Origin of the sequence: Neisseria montereyensis, assembly GCF_024834045.1 — a bacterium.
Classification (GTDB): domain Bacteria; phylum Pseudomonadota; class Gammaproteobacteria; order Burkholderiales; family Neisseriaceae; genus Neisseria; species Neisseria montereyensis.
The window spans coordinates 80,471-100,592 of record NZ_JANUXW010000001.1 but is presented as its reverse complement, the minus strand read 5'-3'; the positions used below and the strand labels follow the sequence as shown (position 1 = coordinate 100,592).

Below are 20,122 nucleotides of genomic sequence, written 5' to 3'. Positions count from 1 at the left end.
TCAAAACCACAATACAAAGAACTCCTGATTGTATGCTTAGATTGAATGAATATAAATAAAGTATCAAACTGCTAGAAATGTTAAGATACCAACTAGTATCAAATACCCAACACGATTGGCCACCGGCAAAATGCTGACGGAGCTGACCGTACGCCGCCCTAAAGTGGGTGATATCCGTGCCGTATCCGGCCTTAATACAGAGGCAGAGCAAGAGCCGGCCATGATGGCACGCATTACCGGCTTGGTGCCGGAGGACTTGGACGAGTTTGATATGGTTGACTACAAGGCTTTGCAAGACTTTTTTTCACGCAGCAGCGCAGTAACCAACAGGGTAAGCCGATAAGCGGAGCGGAGCTTAACCGCCAACTGCTGTCGGCTTGCGCGGATATGGCATGGTGGTTTGGCTGGTCGCCGGATGAGATTGACAACCTGTCTATTGATGACTTTTTGGTTTACCAAAAAGAGGCAGCCCGCCAAATCAAGGCGGGCTACGGGAAAAATTTTTAATTGATTAGGGTAATTTGGGCGGTCGCCCTAGATTTTTTAATCCTCACATGATGGGTAAGGTCTTGTTACATACCAATATACCCACAAGCTGATTAGCCCTAGCACCAAGAAAAACAATGGTAACCCACCAATCATTAGGCAGCCGAAGACGAATGTAAAACCAATTAATGCAGCTCCAGTATCCATAATAATCATCCTTTTTAATTTTTTTAGGATTTTACCATATGGCAACTGATTTAGGTGTTGTAATAACCGTAACTGCTGTGGCTGGCGGTGCGTTGGCTGGGTTAAGCAACATCGGCAAAGCCATAACTACGCTAAAATCATCTACTGACAACCTTATAGCTCGCCAAAAAGAGCTTAATAACATCATCGGATTTTTAGAAGGCACCCGGATTGATAAGTCGCTCCAAAAGCAATATGACAAGCTTGGCGAGTCAATCAGACGGCTTACAAATGATTACCAAGCCCTTAACCGTGTCCAAGTGGCCAAACAGGCCAATGCGGCCGAGTGGGCGGGCATCAAAGGGCAGTTTCAGGGCGTGTTTAAGTAAGCCAATCACCAATAACCAAGCTGGCTTTTTGAACGATATCAAACTAACAACCCCTACTCATTGCCATTTCGGTATATTTTTCTTAAAAATAATATTAAGACATGACACCTCTAATACCCAAACAAGTGACAACACACATTCATAAAGTCCTCATTCTTGGCGCAGAATGCACCGGTAAAACCACACTGGCCAAAGACCTCGCCCATCATTTTGGCAGTGTTTACAGCGGCGAGTATATGCGAACCTATCTTGAGGGCAAACCCAAAGGCTATGTATGCCAATATGAAGACTTGCTGCCCATTGCCATTGGACAAATCAATCAAGAAAATCGGCAAATTGCCCACGCCAAGGATTATTTATTTTGTGATACGGGTTTATTTGAAATTGCCAGCTATGCCCACTGGTATTTTCAGGATTGCCCTCCGTCCATTGAAGATGCCGTCAAAATTCAGCATTATGACTTAATCCTACTCACCGATGAACAAGGCATACCATGGCAAGCCGATGGCATGCGTGATTTACCCAATGGTCGAGATAAAATGCGGCAATTTTTTATCAAGCGGCTACAAGAGCAAGGATTAAATTACCATCCTGTCTATGGTGATAGGGCCACCCGAGTCACTCAAGTTGCCACTTTACTTCAAAAATTAACAACGCCTTAATCAGGTAACAGGCTGGTTTACCATATAAAATAAGGCCGTCTGAAATCGGTTTTCAGACGGCCTTATTTTATTCCCGACAAAATCACTCAACTATTTAAAAGAAATCTGTTAAAATAAGCGCCATTAAAAATAATTCACAAGGCACAAACCATGGCACTATTGCAAATCGCCGAACCCGGCATGTCTGCCGCCCCGCACCAACACCGCTTGGCAGTGGGCATCGACTTAGGCACCACCAATAGCCTCGTCGCATCTGTAAAAAGCGGCAGTGCCGTTTGCATTCCCGACGAACAAGGCCGCGTTACCCTACCCTCAGTGGTACGTTATTGCGAAGATACCCGTATAGAAATCGGCTACGACGCACTCAAAGCCCAAAAAATCGACCCCCTCAACACCATCAGTTCAGCCAAGCGCCTTATCGGACGAACACTGGAAGACATCAAACAAGACAGTCATTATCTTCCCTACCGCTTTGGCGGCAGCGAGCGGATTATCGAACTACAAACCCGTCAAGGCATTAAAACACCGATTGATGTATCTGCCGAAATCTTACGCACCCTAAAAGAACGTGCCGAAGAAAACCTCGGCGGCGAACTAACCGGCGCAGTAATTACCGTACCCGCTTATTTTGACGATGCCCAACGCCAAGCCACCAAAGATGCAGCGCGATTAGCCGGATTAAACGTATTACGACTACTTAACGAGCCGACCGCAGCAGCCATCGCCTACGGTTTAGATAATGCTTCCGAAGGTACGTTTGTGGTTTACGATCTCGGCGGCGGTACATTTGACGTATCCGTTTTACAACTGACAAAAGGTTTATTCGAAGTCAAAGCCACCAACGGCGACAGCGCACTCGGCGGCGATGATTTCGATCACCGTCTGTTCTGCCAACTGCTCGAACAAAACGATTTATCACAATTAAACGAACAAGACAGCCAGTTATTGATCAGCTTGGTTCGCGCAGCCAAAGAAAGCCTCACCACAGAAACCAGCACCACCATACGCGCCACGCTTTCAGACGGCCATACTATTGACACCACCATCACCCGCCAAGAATTTCATAACCTTACCCAGCCATTGGTTGCTAAAACCATCGAGCCGGTGAAACAAGCATTAAAAGATGCAGGCATCACTAAAGCCGATGTGAAAGGCGTGATTATGGTAGGTGGTTCCACCCGCATGCTGCATGTACAACAAGCCGTTGCCACTTTCTTCGGACAAACACCGCTGAACAACCTCAATCCGGATCAGGTTGTTGCTCTGGGCGCCGCTATGCAGGCCAATATCTTGGCCGGCAATAAAAGCGATGAAGAATGGCTGCTGTTAGACGTTACCCCGCTTTCGCTCGGTTTGGAAACCTACGGAGGACTGGCTGAAAAAGTGATACCGCGCAACAGCACCTTACCGACGGCCCGCGCCCAAGAGTTCACCACCTTTAAAGACGGCCAAACCGCCATGACCATTCATGTGGTGCAAGGCGAACGGGAATTGGTTGCCGACTGCCGCAGTCTGGCTAAATTTACATTACGCGGCATACCCCCGATGGCAGCCGGCGCCGCACGCATTTTGGTGACTTTCCAAGTCGATGCAGATGGTCTGCTATCCGTATCCGCACGGGAGCAATCAACCGGCGTACAGGCACAAATCGAAGTGAAGCCTTCTTACGGCTTAGACGACGAAACCATCACGCAAATGCTGAAAGACAGTATGTCCAATGCTTCCGAAGATATGGCGGCACGGGCACGCGCAGAAGCCACGGTTGAAGCCGAAGGGCTTATCGGTGCCGTTCAAGCCGCTTTGGCTTTGGATAAGGACCTATTGAATGAAGATGAATTAAACACGATTCAGACGGCCATTAACACACTGGAAACCCTGATTCAAACAGGCAATGCCGACGAAATCCGACAAGCCGTGACCAACCTCGGACACGCTACCGATGATTTTGCCGCCAAACGTATGGATAGAAACATTAAGCGTGCTTTAACCGGCCAAAAAGTAGAAGATATTTAATTATGTTTCAGACGGCCTTTATTAAAAAAGAGGCCGTCTGAAAACGGTAAATGATGATGACAATAAAGATGATCAAAACAACCGATAGCAATGAAACACTATCGGAAACCATACCGATAATTATAAAATCCGCCCCGGATAATCCATTTATATATTTTGAACACCAACCTTACCATAACGGCCGGCTCAAGCCTGCCACACCGCAAACAGGAATAACATGCCTAAAATAACCGTACTCCCACACGCCGATCTCTGCCCCGAAGGCAAAACCATAGACAATGCCCCCGAAGGCCAAACCATTTGTGATATCTTATTGGATAACGACGTTGAAATCGACCATGCTTGTGAAAAATCATGCGCCTGCACCACCTGCCACGTTATTGTGCGAAAAGGCTATGACAGTTTGGAAGAGCCGTCTGAAATTGAAGAAGACTTACTTGATCAGGCATGGGGCTTAGAAGCCGAATCGCGTTTAAGCTGCCAAGCCAAAGTGGCCGATGAAGATTTGGTGGTAGAAATTCCGAAATACACCATCAATCATGCGCGTGAACACCATTAACCACTATTGACAATCCTTTCCTCCAAAGGCTTTGCCACCCAACCATAAGGAACCGAATCATGAAATGGACCGATACCTTACGAATTGCCGAAGAGCTTTACGACACACACCCCGATATCGACCCCAAAACCATACGTTTTACCAAATTACGCGAACTCATTATGGCCTTACCCGATTTCGATGACGATCCCGAACGCAGCGGCGAGCGCATTCTCGAAGCCGTCCAATTGGCCTGGATTGAAGAAGCGGAATAAAACCGACTTTTATCCTCCGGTAAAACATAAAAAAGCAACACAAATATCGTTTTATTTGCGTTGCTTTTTTATCCAAACGAAGACTAAGCGCCTTTTGCAGCAGCCTCTTGCAATCTGCCTTCAAAAGAAGACAAATCCACACCGGCATTCCGAGCCATAGCCATAGCATCGGCAACCGCCATACCATTTGCCACCGCACCATATGCCCATAACAAGGAACTGCGCGTACCGGTCAGACAATAAGCTAAAACGGGCACTTCCGCATCAGTCAAATGTGATCTGAATTCGGCCGCCACCTCAGCGTTAATCGTAGGGGCAGTGACCGGCAGATAAATAAATTGATTAATACCGGCCTCAGCAAACCACTGTTTCATCTGCTCGGCACTGGTCTGATCCGCCGCTTCCCCATCCGGGCGGTTACAAAACACACTTTTAATACCCAGTGCCACTGCTTCCGCTACCGAGGCATGTGTTAATTGAGATGCAATATAAATTTTGTCGGTCAATCGCCGGATAGTCATAATGTTTATACTCCTTATATTCCTTATATTATTTAACAAACTTACCAAGCCCCGTTTTTCTTTTTTATTAGGTATATCATAGAAAAGCTTGTTTGTCTTTTAGTAATAAAAAGATTGCAATACCTAAAAAAATCAAACTCAACAAAATGGTTCGTTCATCAAAATAAGCTACAAAAAATCCGTTGACTAACGCACCAAAAGCGAAGCTGGCCAAAATGAGCAAAGTATCTTGAAAAGCAATTTTTTTGTCAGGGTCATGATCGATATAACCTTCAAAAAAATTTGTTGAAAGATTACGCAGATTACCCGTCATCATCAAAGAAGTAAACGGTTTGCCTTTGAGTTTTGTAAATGCCTGCAATTGCATCGCTGCGGCAATCGAAAGTAATGCATTTGTTAAAAGGTGCGGCAAAACAGGAGAAAACAACCCGACAAAAAGCAACAAAGCCGTTTCAAAAATTAAAAACCATAATCGTGGACGGTTTATGAGTTTTGTCTGTAAATGACGGGCTATCAAAGCCCCTGAGAAAAAAGCAATAATCGGGATAATATAATTAATCAACACATCCCAATTACCCTGCCCCAAACGAATCCCCAGCAAAATAAAATTACCCGTCTGAAGCCCGGCAAAGACTTCGCCGTGAACCAAATATGTGTATGCATCCAAACCGCCTGCTGCCGCTGCCAGCACCATACCAAACTCCAGGCGCTCATGAGTTTTTACATCCATCTTTTATCCTCTTTTTATTCGTTAAAAGTTTACGCCGATTCAAAAGAAGCGGCAAAAATATGTATTTTGGCTAAAGGTAGCTTTACTTCATAACAAAATAGCCATTCCTATTGCCAATCCATTAACTTAGTTCTACAAAAAGAATTTATGGTGGGGCATGAGTCGCGAAACAGCAGATAAAAAATATCCGCCCATAGTGACGTGCCATTTTTCTGCAGCATGAAATGATTGAGTCCATATATTTTATCGATGTGAGTATCTGAAGCTGTCAAACAACAGCTATCGATTTTTTAATAAAGTATGCGGCCAAGCTCAATATTTGCCGCAATCTGTAATCTTACTTTTATTTATTTGAATAAATCATAGAAGTAAAAATCAATACTAAAATTGGTTTCAGACGGCCTAAACAAATCAAAACAAACATTTAAATTAAATGCCGCCTGTATCCAATACTGCTTTTCAATAAATAGCGTCTAATATCCAAAATATCAATATCAAGACACTTGCAACCATGCTTTTAATAAAAATTCATTTTCAATACTTAACATGGCGGTTTCCGGTTTTGCTTTTTGTACCGTCAAATCCGTTTCATGCAATACACCGTCGCGGAAATAATGTATATGCAAGGTATCGCCCACCGACAGCAACCGCCATTGCTTTTCAAAGTCCTTACAGGCAAAGCCGTTTAGCGCAATGATTTTATCTTTGGGAGATAACGCCGCCTGCTCCGCGCTTCCGCCGCTTAAAACATGAGTCAGAACAATACCGTCTTCTGTCTGTTTAAATTTCGCACCGAAATCGGTAGCCTGCTCACATTTCGCCGCTTCTGTTACGAAACCGCCACCGTGACTGCGGGGCAACGGCAACCAATTCAAAGCGACACCCGCATCAAATAAACACTGTACCAAAGGCAGATCTTTCGTAGAATACAAGGCCGTCTGAAAGAAATCATCCAAATCCAAACCGGTTATTTCACGGCAATAAACCTGCCATTGACCTTCCGGAATGCCCTGCCCGTTTTCACACCACTTCCGATACAATGCCCGCATCACATCATCAAGGCTTGTTTTGCCATCGCTACGGCTGCGCAATAATAAATCCAAACATAATGCCACCAACGCACCTTTCTGATAATAGCTCACAATAGCATTGGTGCTATTCTCATCTTGCTTATAAAATTTATTCCATGCCGTAAAACTGGATTCGGCCAAAGTTTGTTTCAGACGGCCAAAACCCTGTTGAACACGGGTAATACTTTTTGCCAATAAATTTAAATACTGCTGCGGCCGAATCACACCGCTGCGTACCAAAAACAAATCATCATAATAAGAAGTAATACCTTCAAATGCCCATAGCTGTTCGGTATAACTTTCCGAGTCTAATTGATAAGGCACAAATGCTTCAGGCTTGATGGACTTTACATTCCAAGCATGGAAATACTCGTGGCTGAACAAACCGAGCAATTGAATATAAGCATCGTCTGCTTCCTCACCCATTTTTTCAGAAGGTAGGCTATTGCGGTCGGCCAGCAACGCCGTACTGTTGGTATGTTCGAGCCCGCCATAAATATCATCGCCGACATGCAATAAAAACAAATATTCTTTAAAAGGCGCAGCACCCGCAAACATACCCAACTGGCTGGAACAGATTTTTTGAATATCGCGCACCAGCCTTTCCCGATTAAAAGATTGGTAATGTCCGCTCAAAGCAATACGGTGGGGAATACCACCGGCTTCAAACGTTAAGGTTTCAATGCGACCCAGTTCGACAGGATGATCAATCAATTCGGCATAAGAGGCCGCCTGAAACCGATTAGGTGCGATTTGGGGCATAGTGGTTGCCACAGTCCAACCATCCGGCAAGCTATCCAAAAGAACCTTGTGAGGCTGTGTTTCAAAACCGTCCACACTTAAAAATAAACATGCCCCGTCAAAGAAACCCCGCTCCGACGTTAGAAAAGCGCCCCGCACAGATAAATCGTACGCATAAACGGTATAGTAAATTTGCCATTCGCCGCGCTCGGGCGGTGTTTCCCAACAGTTTTTCGAAACCTGTTTCAATGATTTGGGAACATCGTTACAAGTTGCCTGAATATCAACAATATGGCGTGAAAAATCACGAATCAGATAACTGCCGGGCACCCAGTTAGGCAGCTTAATTTGTAAAGGGACATTTTCCGCGTTATGCAGGGTTAAACACACCTGCCACTCATGAGATAAGCATTTGGGTTTAATAAGATACTGAAGCATATATTGCCTTCTTTTGTTAAATTCTGTATTTGAGTTTAAAGAAATTTGACCTGAATCAAGAAAAACTATGTGATGAATCTATAATCTAACACATTATAACCTTGCGCAACCGAACCAGAGTGTTTTTCAAGATTTTTCTACCGATTAAACTTGGTTCAGTATGGGTTTTGATTTAAAATGCACAGATTAAACTACCGTTAGTTGCGTAATTTTACTTCACCGGCGGTGTTAAATTAAGAAAAATCGGGTGCATCTTTGGTCTATTTAAGCAAGCCGGAGCAAACCGATAAGTGTTAACTGCCATGTTTAATGGAGACCCTTATGGAAACGCAAACTTATAACTACAAAGTGGTGCGTCAATTTGCCATCATGACTGTAGTTTGGGGCATTGTGGGTATGTTGGTCGGCGTTATCGCTGCCGGACAACTGTTCGCTCCTATGCTTAATCTTTCAGATATCGGACCCTGGTTCCACTTTGGACGAATCCGGCCGCTGCATACCAATGCCGTGATTTTCGCTTTCGGCGGCTGCGGTTTGTTTGCCACATCTTATTATGTTGTCCAACGCACCTGCAACGTCCGTCTTTTCGGTGGTAAATTCCTTCCGGCATTTACCTTCTGGGGCTGGCAGCTAGTGATTGTTCTGGCCGCCATTACTCTACCTTTGGGCTATACCCAAGGTAAAGAATATGCCGAGTTGGAATGGCCGATTGATATTCTGATTGCCGTAATATGGGTTGCTTATGCCGTCGTATTCTTCGGTACGATTGCCACCCGTAAAGTCAAACACATCTATGTTGCCAACTGGTTCTATGGTGCGTTTATTTTGGCCGTTGCCCTTCTACATATCGTCAACAATATCAGTATCCCTGCCGGTGTGATGAAATCTTATCCGGTTTACTCCGGTGCAATTGATGCCATGGTTCAATGGTGGTACGGACACAACGCGGTCGGTTTCTTCCTGACTGCCGCTTTCTTGGGCATGATGTATTACTTCGTTCCCAAGCAAGCAGGTCGTCCGGTTTATTCTTACCGCTTATCCGTTGTCCATTTCTGGGCACTGATCTTCACCTATATGTGGGCAGGTCCTCACCATCTGCACTACACCGCCCTGCCCGACTGGACACAATCATTGGGTATGGTATTGTCGCTGATTCTGTTCGCACCTTCTTGGGGCGGCATGATTAACGGCATCATGACACTGTCCGGCGCATGGCACAAATTGCGCACCGACCCGATTTTGAAATTCTTGGTGGTTTCCCTTTCCTTCTACGGTATGTCTACCTTTGAAGGCCCAATGATGTCCATCAAAACCGTCAACGCCTTAAGCCACTATACCGATTGGACGGTAGGCCATGTACACTCCGGCGCGCTAGGCTGGGTGGGTTTTGTGACCATCGGTTCGATTTATTACCTGATCCCGCGCCTGTTCGGCCGTAAAGAAATGCATAGCATCAAATTGATTGAAGTGCATTTCTGGATTGCCACAGTCGGTGTTGTCCTTTATATCTCTTCTATGTGGATTTCCGGGGTGATGCAAGGCTTGATGTGGGGTGCATTAAACGATGACGGCACACTAACCTACTCTTTCGTAGAATCTGTAAAACGCAGTATGCCTTTTTATATGATTCGTTTTTCAGGCGGCCTATTATACCTGAGCGGTATGTTTATTATGGCCTATAACGTTTACCGTACTGCTATCAGTGGTAAACCGGTGGATGCCGAAATTCCTGCCGTTTCTCAAGCACAACACCACTAAAATATATAAGAAAGACAGGCTACCAAAATGAAATTGCAACAATTAGCCGAAGAAAAAGTCGGCGTATTGATTATCTTCACCTTCTTGGTAATCAGCTTCGGACTTCTGATTGAAGTTGTGCCGCTATTTTTTACTAAAGCGGTAACGGAGCCGATAAAAGGCGTAAAACCTTATTCGGCACTACAAGTCGCCGGTCGCGATATCTTTATACGTGAAGGCTGCTATAACTGCCACTCACAAATGATCCGTCCGTTCCGTGCCGAAACAGAACGTTATGGTCATTACTCCGTTGCCGGCGAGTCTGTTTATGACCATCCGTTCCAATGGGGTTCCAAACGTACCGGTCCGGATTTGGCACGCGTGGGCGGACGCTATTCCGATGAATGGCACCGCATCCACCTTCTGAATCCGCGTGACGTCGTGCCGGAATCCAATATGCCCGCCTTTCCTTGGCTGGCTCGTAATAAAGTCGATGCAGATGCAACAGTAACCCACATGAAAGCTTTACGTGCGGTTGGCACACCTTACAGCGATGAAGAGATTGAACAAGCGCCGCAAGAGTTAACTGATAAATCAGAACTTGATGCTGTAATTGCTTATCTGCAAAGCTTGGGCTTAGCACTGAAAAACGTAAGGTAACATCATGGATCTCAACTGGGCTCGCTCGCTTTTCACTGTTTGGGTATTTATCAGTTTTATGCTGGTTCTCTTTATCGTTTTAAACAAACGAAACAAGCGCAATTACGATGATGCTGCCAACAGCATTATGCAAGACAACGATACCCCTGATAACGATAAAAGCGGGCATTAACCCGGTTGGCCGTGATAACGGAGCATATATATAATGAACACAACTTCCCAATTTACCAGTAATTTCTGGAACATATACATTGCCGTTATTGTTCTACTCAGCTTTATCGGTTTGGCTTGGCTGTTACTTTCACAAAATAAAGTCAAAGCGCCGCCTAAAGGTGAAGATGTCAAAACCATGGGACACTCATGGGACGGTATTGAAGAATATAATAACCCCCTACCCCGCTGGTGGTTTTGGCTTTATGTCGGTGCTTGGTTATTCGGTATAGGCTATCTGTTTCTTTACCCCGGTCTAGGCGACTACAAAGGCTATTTGAACTGGACCAGCCATAATCAATACGACAGAGAAGTTGAAGAAGCCAACGAACAATATGGCAAACTGTATGCAAAATTTGCCGATATGTCCATTGAGCAAGTAGCACAAGATCCGCAAGCCAGAGAAATCGGTAAAAACCTATTTGACACTTACTGTATCCAATGCCACGGTTCCGATGCAAAAGGCTCGCGAGGCTTCCCAAACCTAACCGACAACGACTGGTTATGGGGTGGCGAACCTGAAAAAATTAGAGAAACCATTCAAAAAGGCCGTGTTGCCACTATGGCCGCTTGGGGTCCTTCATTAGGTGAGGAACGCGTAAAAGATGTTGCCAACTATGTGATGTCTTTATCTAAAAACAAAGACCAATATGACGAAGAGCGTGCAAAACGTGGTGATATTCTCTTCCACGGCGGCCCTGCAAACTGTTTCACCTGCCACGGTGAAAACGGACAAGGCATCCAAGGTTTAGGTCCGAATCTAACCGATAACGTTTGGTTATGGGGCGGTACGCAAAGAGCCATTATCGAAACCATTACCAACGGTCGTCATAGCCAGATGCCTACTTGGGAAAACTTCTTGGATGATGACAAACTTCATATTATGACAGCCTATGTATGGGGTCTTTCCAATGCAAATGGTCAGGCACAGGCTCAACAGGTGAGTGGTACGCAAGCTCCGGCACAAGCAGTATCCGCACCTGAACAATCGGCTGCATCTGCTGCTGAACAACCTGCTGCATCTGCTACGGAACAACCCACTGCGTCTGCTGCCGATACTGATAATGCAGCATCCAATTAATAAGTTGTTTATCCAAAACGTTTGAAATGTGCAATAAAGGTTCTTTTTCCATATAGAAAATACAGCCAACCTTTCCAACACATTTCATAACAAACCAACCCATCACCCGCACCTTACAATTTTTTGTAAGGTGCGGTTTTTTATGTCCGGCAACCAATAAAATCAGTATTCACATAAATAGTTTTACTTCCTACTCCATGATTATTTATCGGCAAACAGCCAACTTCTCTCTAATATTTCTAAATCCATTAATATTAATTTTGCTTAATATATATAAGGCCGCCTGAAGTTAAACTGCACCTTAATGGGTTGGATATATCCAACTTTTGGGGGTGCAGTTTAACTTCAGACGGCCCTTATACCTTTAAAACAATAATTTATAGGATAAACAACGATTCTATTTTCTTTTTATCGGGCCGTATAACGATATGCCGATAATTTACGCTTGATTTCCGGCAATGCCGCTAAAGCTGCTTGTTCTCCCAACTTAATGGCTTCGGTTTTCTGATCAAAACCACCGACTGATCCTAAATGTTGTACTTGTGGTTTAATGACCACATCAGCATTACCTAATTCACGCTGCAAGGCTGCCGTGCTCATAATATTCAAACTTTGATCAAGATAAGAAAAGAAACCTGCATTACTCAGTTTTGCCGGCTTGGCCGAAATATCAACCGCAATCACAAAATTGGCACCCAAATTTTTTGCCGCCGTTACCGGAACCGGTGCCGATAAACCACCATCAACATAACGTTTACCACCGATAACCGCCGGCTGGAAAACATTCGGAATGCTCACCGATGCCCGTACAGCCTGTCCGGTATTCCCCCTATTAAACGTCACCATACGGCCACTATCCAAATCGGTTGCCACCGCAGCGAATTTTATCGGTAACGACTGAATCGGGCGGTGGTTCACTTTGCGGTTAATGTAATCTTGTAGTTTTTGCCCTTTAATGAAGCCGGTCGTAGACAGGGTTAAATCCACCAAATCGGTTTTTCCTAAAATTTCCGCTTCCAATTCCAAGCGATCAGGCGACATACCGCTGGCGTATAAACTGCCGACAATCGAACCGGCACTGGTTCCGGTAACCACATTGACCGGAATATTATTGGCTTTCAATACTTTTAACACACCAATATGGGCAAATCCTTTCGATGCCCCGCCCCCCAATGCCAAGCCGACCACCGCTTGCGGCTTTTGTTGTACGGTCGGTACTTTTGAAACAGGTTGAGAAGTGGTTCCACAAGCCGCTAAGATAAAAACAGACGCGGCCAATACTGCGCGACGGGTATAACGTTTATTTATTGTCATAGTCTTATTTACCTAATGAAAGTTTTACTACTTGGATATCAGCATATTGAACGATTACTTTTACCAACTCACAGTAATCAACTTGAATTCAGATGAAGTTTTAAATCATGCGGCTTAATTTTTTTATCATACCCATGAAATCAATATGGCCTCGGCCAAAAATAATTGCCGGATATTCTAATGGTTTTTCACGAACACTACAGTAAAGAAATTAAAAATGATGAAATATCTCTAACACAAAGCCGTCTGAATATTTCAGACGGCCTAAATCAACTATTATAAAATACTTATTTTAAAACAACCCTTGAATCACACCATCCGCATCCACATCAATTTTTTCTGCAGACGGAACTTTCGGCAAACCGGGCATTTTCATCATATTGCCGCATAATGCCACAATAAAACCGGCACCGGCAGATACGGTAATACCGCGCACGGTAATACGGAAGCCTTCGGGTCTGCCTAATAGTTTGGCATTATCACTCAACGAATATTGGGTTTTCGCCATACACACAGGCATTTTATCCAAATTCAGCTTTTCAAGAGAGGCTATCTCGGCCAATGCTTCGGCACTGAAGTCTACATCATCGGCACCATAGATTTTCTGAGCAATCGCACGGATTTTTTCCTGAATACTCAAGTCGGTATTGTAAGCAAATTGGAAATGATTTTCCCCGCTTTCAATCGCCTTAACAACTTTCTCAGCCAAATCCGCACCACCGGCACCGCCCTTACCCCATACTTCCGTAAGCGATACTTCAACCCCATGTTCCGCGCAAGCCGTCTGAATCATAGCCAATTCGGCATCGCTATCCGACACAAAACGGTTCAGCGCCACCACAACAGGCAAGCCGAATACGTTTTTCAGGTTACTGATATGTTTCAGCAGATTAGGCAGCCCTTTTGCCAAAGCGGCTACATTTTCTTCCCCTAAGTTTGCACGTTCCACACCGCCGTTGTATTTCAATGCACGAACAGTTGCAACAACCACAGCGGCATCCGGCTTAATGTCGGCCAAACGGCATTTAATATCACAGAACTTTTCCGCCCCCAAATCGGCACCGAAACCGGCTTCGGTAACGGTATAATCACCAAGATGGCGGGCAACACGGGTAGCAAGCACGGAATTACAACCGTGTGCGATATTGGCAAACGGCCCACCGTGTACCAATGCAGGCGTACCTTCAATGGTTTGCACCAAATTCGGCTTAATCGCATCTTTCAGCAAGGCTGCCATCGCACCATTGGCTTTTAAATCACGGGCGTAAACAGGGCTTCCGTCTTTGGCATAGGCAACGAGAATATTGCCCAAACGGGTTTTCAAATCGGCCAAATCATTGGCCAAACAAAATACCGCCATCACTTCGGAAGCCACGGTAATATCAAAACCGTCCGGCCGCATCACACCGTCGGTAGGTTTGCCGATACCATTGATAATATTACGCAATTGGCGGTCGTTCATATCCACAACACGGCGCCATAATACGCGTTTAGGATCGATATTCAGTTCATTGCCCTGATAAATATGGTTATCAAGCATGGCGGCCAATAAGTTATTGGCCGCACCGATGGCATGAAAATCACCGGTAAAGTGTAGATTGATATCTTCCATCGGCAATACTTGGGCATAGCCGCCGCCAGCCGCACCGCCCTTAATACCGAACACCGGGCCGAGAGAAGGCTCGCGCAATGCAATAACAGCCTGCTTGCCGATATGATTGAGCCCATCGGCCAAACCGATGGTGACCGTGGTTTTTCCCTCACCTGCAGGTGTCGGGTTAATAGCCGTTACCAAAATCAAACAGCCTTGCTTTTTCGGCAGAGCGAAAGCATCGGCCGGATTGATTTTGGCTTTATACTTACCGTATGGTTCAAACTGATCCGTATTCAAGCCTAGTTTGGCAGCAACTTCGCCAATAGGGCGCATAGTGGAAGATTGGGCGATTTCCGCATCCGTTTTGTAGCTCATCATGGCTTCCTATTTAGAGGGTGGTCAATGGCAGTATTATATAGTAAAGCAACCAGTCTAATATAGGTGATTAATTATCATTATCTTTTATAAGCTGGATTCAGATAATTTTTAATCTGATATACAAAGATGGGGCCGTCTGAAATTTTTTTCAGACGGCCCCATCTTAAATAAATAAATTAGAACCCGTTTAATCCGAGATATGACATAAATAAAATGAATATAAAATCTGCAAATATAATCATACTCCGATTCATATTAAGACTGTTGCAACGTCCTAATCACTTTACAATCGGTAACCACCTGCTCCCGACAATCGGCAATACCCTGTAAAAAAGATTCCACTTGCTGTAATGCCGTAATTTTCTCACGCACCGTCTGTAAATAACGGTTCACTATGGTATCGGCAATATCACAGGATGCCTGCGGCTCATTTTGCAATGTCAGTAAAACGCGGATATCTTCCAAAGCAAAATCAAGCGAACGGCACGTTTTAATAAATATCAAACGCGCCAACGCCGCATCGTCGAATTGACGGTAGCCGTTAGCCAACCGCCGTACAGGCAACAACAGATTGATTTTCTCATAGTACCGTATGGTCTCCGTACTCACGCCACTGGCTTTACTCAGTTGGCTGATGGTGCGCAATGTCGTCATATGCCTTGACCTTGTAGCAACTACAGGCTTTACAGTTTAACACTCATTCTGTTTTGAAGGATAGATCATGGCCTGTACACATCATTGCTGCCTTACGGAAACCGCCGATAATGGCCGCTACCGTAATATTCTCTGGATAGCACTCTTCATCAATGCCTTAATGTTTGCAGTTGAAATCATTATGGGCATTAAAGCCGGTTCGGTTTCATTATTGGCCGACTCGCTTGATTTTTTCGGTGACGCCGCCAATTACGGCATCAGCCTTTTTGTGGTAGCGAAAACATTGCATATCCGAGCCAAAGCATCATGGATAAAAGGTTATACCATGGGCGGGTTCGGCTTGTGGGTACTGGCTTCCACGCTATACCATTTTTGGTATGGAAATATCCCCAATCATCACGATATGGGGATAGTCGGTATTATCGCCTTAATAGCGAATATTATTGTTGCCGCTCTGTTGTTTACCTTCCGCAATGGCGACAGCAACCGCCGTAGCGTCTGGCTATGTTCGCGCAACGATGCCATCGGCAATATAATGGTTGTAGCAGCCGCCTTCGCTGTTCAGCTCACCCAATCATCATGGCCGGATTTACTGGTCGCCATTACCATGGCAATCTTGGCACTACAGGCGGCTGTACAAATTATACGCCACGCGAATACAGAATTATCGGCACTGCCTAAAATCAGCCTTGTTGCGCAGCACGAACGGCATTTTGATCCGGATTGATCAAAATCTCAACACGGCGGTTTTTCGCGCGGCCTTCCCAAGTATCATTACCAGCCACAGGCTGACGCGAACCATAACCAACAGTGCTCAAACGTGAAGCGGCCACACCTCTTTGGTGCAGATAATCTGCAACCGCTTGCGCACGACGGCGTGACAATGGCTCATTGATGGCATCAGAACCGGTATTATCGGTATGACCGGCAATAGTCAGCGTCGTATCGTTGTATTGCACCAATGTTTCAGAAGCTTTACTCAAAGCATCAATGGCATTGCCGCTCAAAGCAGAGCTGTTGGTGGCAAAAGTCACACTCTCAGGCATCACCAATTTGATTTGATTACCACTACGCTCTACTTCCACATCTGTATTAGCCAAGCTTTCACGCAGTTTTTTCTCTTGGTAATCCATATAACCGCCTACGCCGGCACCAATCGCGCCACACACCAAAGCGGAATTACGCGCACCTTTGCTACCATTCACCAAGGCACCGATAATACCGCAGGTAGCCGCACCGCCTAATCCGTACATAGCCGTTTTACTGGCTCTTTGTTGGCCGGTAGCAGGATCGGTTACACATCCGGCCAATACCAACGCCGAAGCAGTAGCCAATACGGTTAAGGGTTTTAACATCTTCATGAGTTTCCTTTCAAAACAAATAAAACATTGCAGACTTTCTGTCTTGCAAGCATTGGGGAATGGATATTTTCCAATACCAACCCCATTAAATATACTATTTAAATAAATATCTTTTTACTATATAGAATATTGTCAGAAATAAGAGTTTACTTAACTTGATATTACAAAACCAGCCCTATACACTGACTTTTTAATCAATATTCTAGCCATCTAAATCAAAAAACCGTCTCTTTTATGAGACAAAATCTACTTACCTATCTGCATAATTATTCAATATATCTTGTAAAAATACACATTATTCCGTTGCGCACTACAAAAATCTATCACCATTTGAACCTAATCAAGCAAGATAGCAACACACTTGACTACCCGCCGGACTAACGCAAAAATAGCAACTTTATCTACAGTCCGACATATTCATGCCATGCATAGCCTACACATTAACAGCACCGACAAAAATGAAATTTATCAAGAGCTTCTCCCTCAAATTGAAAGCCTCATTCAAGAAGAACCCGATTTAATCGCCAACTTAGCCAATATCGCCGCCGTATTAAAAACCACATTCAACTGGTTTTGGGTGGGCTTTTATCTGGCCGACACTCAGACCAAACAATTGGTACTCGGCCCCTTTCAAGGCCCGCTCGCCTGTACGCGAATTCCTTACGGACGCGGCGTTTGCGGGCAGGCATGGCAAAAAGGCGAAACGCTTGTTATTGAAGATGTAAACCGACATCCCGACCATATTGCTTGCTCATCACTATCACAATCTGAAATCGTGGTGCCCGTATGGAATAAAGAACAGCAACTACTTGCCGTTTTAGATGTCGATTCAAGCGAATTAGCCAGTTTCAACGATACCGATGCACATTATTTAGGCAAGTTGGCTGAAATAATTACCCGTTATCTTGGCTGAGGCCGTCTGAAAGACTGTTGCCGCCGTCTGAAAACCATTATAATCATACGCTGTATTTATCAATAAAAACCTTCCCGATATTCAGTATAATATCCGGAAAACCACCACTAACCAATTCACTAGCTATAACGGAGCACGGAATGAATTTTGAACAAGCACGTTTCAATATGGTAGAGCAACAAATCCGCCCTTGGGATGTGTTGGATTTTGATGTATTGGATGCACTAGCCGAAATTCCGCGCGAATATTTTGTGACCGAATCGCAGCTGGCCTATGCCTATTCAGATAAAACCCTGCCTTTACCCAACGGCGGCAGCATGTTGGAGCCTAAAATCGTTGCCCGTCTGGTTCAAGGCTTGGCATTGAAACCGGGCGATAAAGTATTAGAAATCGGTACCGGTTCGGGTTATGCAACCGCATTACTCTACAAGCTGAGTGGTAATGTCACCACTGTCGATATCGACAGCGCACAACAACAGCGCGCCAAAGAAGCATTAGATAAAATCGGCTTAAACAATATCAACTATCAAATCGGCGACGGTATCGCAGACGAAGGGGACGGCAATCTTTTTGATGCGATTTACGTTGGCGGCAGCGTGCCGGAAGCCCCCGATACACTGAAAAACCGCCTCAAAGAAGGCGGCCGCATGGTGGTTGTGGTTGGCGGTGCCCCCGTACAACGCGCGCTTCTGATTACCCGCGAAGGCGGCAGCTATATTGAAAAAGTGTTATTCGACACACTGATTCCAAGCTTGGCCGTTCCTGAAAAATCTTTAGCCGCTAAATTTAATTTCTAATTAAATTTGTTTTTGATTTTTATATTAAAAAGCCGTCTGAAAACCATTTCAGACGGCTTTTTAACTTTTAATAGATAACTTCGAACGGTTTAAATAAGATAGGGCACTCAAATGCATAATAAATTAAGTGCCGCTATTGTATTATTTATGCCGGTAAAATCTACTTTTGAAATAAGCATCCGCCCCTTCGCGTAGCAGCACCAAAGTCACCGCAGCCAATGGCAAACCTACCAACATACCGACAAAACCCATCAACTGGCCAAAAGCCATTAAGGCAAAAATCACCCAGAAAGGTGACAAACCGATACGGTCGCCAACAATTTTCGGCGTAATCAAGAAGCTTTCCAAAAACTGGCCGACACCGAATACTGCCCACACCATCAGTAAACCTTGCCATGAACCGAATTGCAGCAACGCTGCCACCGTTGCCAACAGCAAGCCGGTAAACGCACCCAAATAAGGCACAAATACCAAAATACCGGCAATCATACCGATGGCAAAACCCGAATCCAGCCCTGTCAGCATCAAGCCCACGCCATAAATTATACCCATAATAAGCATAACCAATAATTGCCCACGCAAAAACTCACTCAACACTTTATCCATATTGCCGGATATACGCGTATAAGTATCAACAAACCGTCTCGGCACCAATGCCTTAATGCCGAATGCCCAACGTTGCCAATCGAGCAAAAAGTAATACAGCAAGAATGGCAGAAGGAACATATTGCTCAAACCCACCGCCACCGTTCCACTTTGGCGTACTAATGTTGGTGCTATTTTGCTTATCGCATTGTTTAACTCGCTCGTATGCGATTTTAACCAGTCCGATAAGCTAGCCGTATCAATCTGCGCATATTCGCCGACTAAATTATTCAACCACGGCAACAGTTTATTTTGAATAAAATCAACAATACCCGGCAAACGCTCCAGCATCGCATTAAACTGGTTTATCAACATCGGCACAATAATCAATACCAAAGCCAGCAACAGCAACAGCGTGAGAATCATCACCAACATCGAAGCCATCGGGCGCTTCATGCCCTTATGGCGCAATTTTTCGACCAACGGGTTTAAAATATAAGCCAACACCGCAGCCACGATAAACGGCGTGAGAATATTACTCAGAGCAAATAACAACCACACCAGCAACAGCAGTACAACCGCCATAATAATCCACGGTTTCGCACCGCGGGCTCTTCTTTGATACATAACTACCCTTGTTCGGATTTAATCGGAAATGTGCTTCAAAAAGCGGCAATAAGCATAGCAGTTTATCTCTTCTTTTGCATCAATGCGAAACAAGCGGACTTAATTTGAAATTATTTACACGCTACAAGGCATACTGCCCCGAATTCGGGTAAAATATGCGCA

Annotated in this window: 21 protein-coding genes and 1 pseudogene; 14 read left to right on the top strand and 8 right to left on the bottom strand. The window is 44.8% G+C overall.

Annotated features, from left to right (window positions below; genetic code table 11):
• The first annotated feature begins 55 nt into the window (after window positions 1–55).
• The 7 genes from NXS09_RS00480 to iscX all read left to right on the top strand — a co-directional run bounded on the left by NXS09_RS00480 (window position 56) and on the right by iscX (window position 4,549).
• A complete protein-coding gene (locus NXS09_RS00480) occupies window positions 56–343 on the top strand; it encodes a phage tail assembly protein (protein ID WP_259290938.1) in 288 nt (95 codons plus the stop codon).
• A gap of 44 nt (window positions 344–387) precedes the next feature.
• Window positions 388–507, top strand: a complete 120-nt coding sequence (locus NXS09_RS00475) for a GpE family phage tail protein (RefSeq protein WP_259290608.1) — start codon at window positions 388–390, stop codon at window positions 505–507.
• A gap of 224 nt (window positions 508–731) precedes the next feature.
• Entirely contained in the window at window positions 732–1,061 is a 330-nt protein-coding gene (locus NXS09_RS00470; RefSeq protein ID WP_259290607.1) for a phage tail protein, read from the top strand.
• Between the two features lie 101 nt (window positions 1,062–1,162).
• The gene (locus tag NXS09_RS00465) at window positions 1,163–1,723 is read left to right on the top strand and encodes an ATP-binding protein (RefSeq protein ID WP_259290606.1); all 561 of its coding nucleotides are present in this window, start codon (window positions 1,163–1,165) and stop codon (window positions 1,721–1,723) included.
• Window positions 1,724–1,873: 150 nt separating this feature from the next.
• Window positions 1,874–3,736 carry a Fe-S protein assembly chaperone HscA gene (gene hscA / locus NXS09_RS00460; protein ID WP_259290605.1) on the top strand — a complete coding sequence of 621 codons (1,863 nt, stop codon included), beginning with the start codon at window positions 1,874–1,876 and terminating at the stop codon, window positions 3,734–3,736.
• Between the two features lie 217 nt (window positions 3,737–3,953).
• Window positions 3,954–4,295, top strand: a complete 342-nt coding sequence (gene fdx, locus NXS09_RS00455; RefSeq protein ID WP_259290604.1) for an ISC system 2Fe-2S type ferredoxin — start codon at window positions 3,954–3,956, stop codon at window positions 4,293–4,295.
• 59 nt (window positions 4,296–4,354) lie between these two features.
• Window positions 4,355–4,549: a Fe-S cluster assembly protein IscX gene (gene iscX, locus NXS09_RS00450; RefSeq protein WP_259290603.1), complete on the top strand. Its 195-nt coding sequence runs from the start codon at window positions 4,355–4,357 to the stop codon at window positions 4,547–4,549.
• An 83-nt stretch (window positions 4,550–4,632) separates the two neighbouring features.
• On the opposite strand, the gene NXS09_RS00445 is transcribed toward iscX, so the two are convergent.
• From NXS09_RS00445 to NXS09_RS00435, 3 genes are all read right to left on the bottom strand, one after another.
• On the bottom strand, window positions 4,633–5,070 hold the full coding sequence (locus NXS09_RS00445; RefSeq protein WP_259290602.1) for a TIGR01244 family sulfur transferase: 438 nt from the start codon (window positions 5,068–5,070) through the stop codon (window positions 4,633–4,635).
• A 76-nt stretch (window positions 5,071–5,146) separates the two neighbouring features.
• A complete protein-coding gene (locus NXS09_RS00440) occupies window positions 5,147–5,800 on the bottom strand; it encodes a YoaK family protein (RefSeq protein WP_259290601.1) in 654 nt (217 codons plus the stop codon).
• Window positions 5,801–6,294: 494 nt separating this feature from the next.
• Window positions 6,295–8,049, bottom strand: coding sequence for a M61 family metallopeptidase (locus NXS09_RS00435; RefSeq protein WP_259290600.1), 1,755 nt, complete (start codon window positions 8,047–8,049; stop codon window positions 6,295–6,297).
• 321 nt (window positions 8,050–8,370) lie between these two features.
• Here NXS09_RS00435 and ccoN point away from each other — a divergent pair, with 321 nt between their 5' ends.
• The 4 genes and pseudogenes from ccoN to ccoP all read left to right on the top strand — a co-directional run.
• Window positions 8,371–9,807, top strand: coding sequence for a cytochrome-c oxidase, cbb3-type subunit I (gene ccoN / locus NXS09_RS00430; RefSeq protein WP_259290599.1), 1,437 nt, complete (start codon window positions 8,371–8,373; stop codon window positions 9,805–9,807).
• A gap of 27 nt (window positions 9,808–9,834) precedes the next feature.
• Window positions 9,835–10,446, top strand: coding sequence for a cytochrome-c oxidase, cbb3-type subunit II (gene ccoO / locus NXS09_RS00425; RefSeq protein WP_259290598.1), 612 nt, complete (start codon window positions 9,835–9,837; stop codon window positions 10,444–10,446).
• Window positions 10,447–10,450: 4 nt separating this feature from the next.
• Entirely contained in the window at window positions 10,451–10,618 is a 168-nt protein-coding gene (locus NXS09_RS00420) for a cbb3-type cytochrome oxidase subunit 3 (RefSeq protein WP_259290597.1), read from the top strand.
• Window positions 10,619–10,651: 33 nt separating this feature from the next.
• A pseudogene (ccoP, locus tag NXS09_RS00415) lies at window positions 10,652–11,719 on the top strand (cytochrome-c oxidase, cbb3-type subunit III); the annotation flags it as partial.
• 426 nt (window positions 11,720–12,145) lie between these two features.
• Here the strand turns inward: ccoP and NXS09_RS00410 are convergent.
• The 3 genes from NXS09_RS00410 to NXS09_RS00400 all read right to left on the bottom strand — a co-directional run bounded on the left by NXS09_RS00410 (window position 12,146) and on the right by NXS09_RS00400 (window position 15,677).
• Entirely contained in the window at window positions 12,146–13,051 is a 906-nt protein-coding gene (locus NXS09_RS00410; protein ID WP_259290596.1) for a patatin-like phospholipase family protein, read from the bottom strand.
• A 292-nt stretch (window positions 13,052–13,343) separates the two neighbouring features.
• Window positions 13,344–15,020: a formate--tetrahydrofolate ligase gene (locus NXS09_RS00405; protein ID WP_259290595.1), complete on the bottom strand. Its 1,677-nt coding sequence runs from the start codon at window positions 15,018–15,020 to the stop codon at window positions 13,344–13,346.
• 258 nt (window positions 15,021–15,278) lie between these two features.
• On the bottom strand, window positions 15,279–15,677 hold the full coding sequence (locus NXS09_RS00400; protein ID WP_259290594.1) for a MerR family transcriptional regulator: 399 nt from the start codon (window positions 15,675–15,677) through the stop codon (window positions 15,279–15,281).
• A gap of 67 nt (window positions 15,678–15,744) precedes the next feature.
• Here NXS09_RS00400 and NXS09_RS00395 point away from each other — a divergent pair, with 67 nt between their 5' ends.
• Window positions 15,745–16,404: a cation efflux transmembrane domain-containing protein gene (locus NXS09_RS00395; RefSeq protein WP_259290593.1), complete on the top strand. Its 660-nt coding sequence runs from the start codon at window positions 15,745–15,747 to the stop codon at window positions 16,402–16,404.
• Here the strand turns inward: NXS09_RS00395 and NXS09_RS00390 are convergent.
• On the bottom strand, window positions 16,361–17,038 hold the full coding sequence (locus NXS09_RS00390; protein ID WP_259290592.1) for a YiaD family glycine zipper/OmpA-like lipoprotein: 678 nt from the start codon (window positions 17,036–17,038) through the stop codon (window positions 16,361–16,363). The two genes, NXS09_RS00395 and NXS09_RS00390, sit on opposite strands and share 44 nt — an antisense overlap.
• 424 nt (window positions 17,039–17,462) lie before the next feature.
• Here NXS09_RS00390 and NXS09_RS00385 point away from each other — a divergent pair, with 424 nt between their 5' ends.
• Window positions 17,463–17,951 carry a GAF domain-containing protein gene (locus NXS09_RS00385; RefSeq protein ID WP_259290591.1) on the top strand — a complete coding sequence of 163 codons (489 nt, stop codon included), beginning with the start codon at window positions 17,463–17,465 and terminating at the stop codon, window positions 17,949–17,951.
• Window positions 17,952–18,091: 140 nt separating this feature from the next.
• The gene (locus NXS09_RS00380) at window positions 18,092–18,748 is read left to right on the top strand and encodes a protein-L-isoaspartate O-methyltransferase family protein (protein WP_259290590.1); all 657 of its coding nucleotides are present in this window, start codon (window positions 18,092–18,094) and stop codon (window positions 18,746–18,748) included.
• A 141-nt stretch (window positions 18,749–18,889) separates the two neighbouring features.
• Here NXS09_RS00380 and NXS09_RS00375 read toward each other — a convergent pair whose 3' ends face one another.
• On the bottom strand, window positions 18,890–19,960 hold the full coding sequence (locus NXS09_RS00375) for an AI-2E family transporter (protein ID WP_259290589.1): 1,071 nt from the start codon (window positions 19,958–19,960) through the stop codon (window positions 18,890–18,892).
• Window positions 19,961–20,122: the final 162 nt, after the last annotated feature.

What these genes read in the sequence shown, in the direction of transcription:
- iscX (WP_259290603.1), top strand. Translation starts at nt 4,355, where the DNA reads ATGAAATGGACCGATACCTTACGAATTGCCGAAGAGCTTTACGACACA.
- NXS09_RS00395 (WP_259290593.1), top strand. Translation starts at nt 15,745, where the DNA reads ATGGCCTGTACACATCATTGCTGCCTTACGGAAACCGCCGATAATGGC.
- NXS09_RS00390 (WP_259290592.1), bottom strand. Translation starts at nt 17,038, where the DNA reads ATGAAGATGTTAAAACCCTTAACCGTATTGGCTACTGCTTCGGCGTTG.
- NXS09_RS00405 (WP_259290595.1), bottom strand. Translation starts at nt 15,020, where the DNA reads ATGAGCTACAAAACGGATGCGGAAATCGCCCAATCTTCCACTATGCGC.
- NXS09_RS00400 (WP_259290594.1), bottom strand. Translation starts at nt 15,677, where the DNA reads ATGACGACATTGCGCACCATCAGCCAACTGAGTAAAGCCAGTGGCGTG.
- ccoO (WP_259290598.1), top strand. Translation starts at nt 9,835, where the DNA reads ATGAAATTGCAACAATTAGCCGAAGAAAAAGTCGGCGTATTGATTATC.
- NXS09_RS00380 (WP_259290590.1), top strand. Translation starts at nt 18,092, where the DNA reads ATGAATTTTGAACAAGCACGTTTCAATATGGTAGAGCAACAAATCCGC.
- NXS09_RS00385 (WP_259290591.1), top strand. Translation starts at nt 17,463, where the DNA reads ATGCATAGCCTACACATTAACAGCACCGACAAAAATGAAATTTATCAA.
- NXS09_RS00410 (WP_259290596.1), bottom strand. Translation starts at nt 13,051, where the DNA reads ATGACAATAAATAAACGTTATACCCGTCGCGCAGTATTGGCCGCGTCT.
- NXS09_RS00375 (WP_259290589.1), bottom strand. Translation starts at nt 19,960, where the DNA reads ATGTATCAAAGAAGAGCCCGCGGTGCGAAACCGTGGATTATTATGGCG.
- NXS09_RS00445 (WP_259290602.1), bottom strand. Translation starts at nt 5,070, where the DNA reads ATGACTATCCGGCGATTGACCGACAAAATTTATATTGCATCTCAATTA.
- fdx (WP_259290604.1), top strand. Translation starts at nt 3,954, where the DNA reads ATGCCTAAAATAACCGTACTCCCACACGCCGATCTCTGCCCCGAAGGC.
- NXS09_RS00475 (WP_259290608.1), top strand. Translation starts at nt 388, where the DNA reads ATGGCATGGTGGTTTGGCTGGTCGCCGGATGAGATTGACAACCTGTCT.
- hscA (WP_259290605.1), top strand. Translation starts at nt 1,874, where the DNA reads ATGGCACTATTGCAAATCGCCGAACCCGGCATGTCTGCCGCCCCGCAC.
- ccoN (WP_259290599.1), top strand. Translation starts at nt 8,371, where the DNA reads ATGGAAACGCAAACTTATAACTACAAAGTGGTGCGTCAATTTGCCATC.
- NXS09_RS00470 (WP_259290607.1), top strand. Translation starts at nt 732, where the DNA reads ATGGCAACTGATTTAGGTGTTGTAATAACCGTAACTGCTGTGGCTGGC.
- NXS09_RS00465 (WP_259290606.1), top strand. Translation starts at nt 1,163, where the DNA reads ATGACACCTCTAATACCCAAACAAGTGACAACACACATTCATAAAGTC.
- NXS09_RS00440 (WP_259290601.1), bottom strand. Translation starts at nt 5,800, where the DNA reads ATGGATGTAAAAACTCATGAGCGCCTGGAGTTTGGTATGGTGCTGGCA.
- NXS09_RS00435 (WP_259290600.1), bottom strand. Translation starts at nt 8,049, where the DNA reads ATGCTTCAGTATCTTATTAAACCCAAATGCTTATCTCATGAGTGGCAG.
- NXS09_RS00420 (WP_259290597.1), top strand. Translation starts at nt 10,451, where the DNA reads ATGGATCTCAACTGGGCTCGCTCGCTTTTCACTGTTTGGGTATTTATC.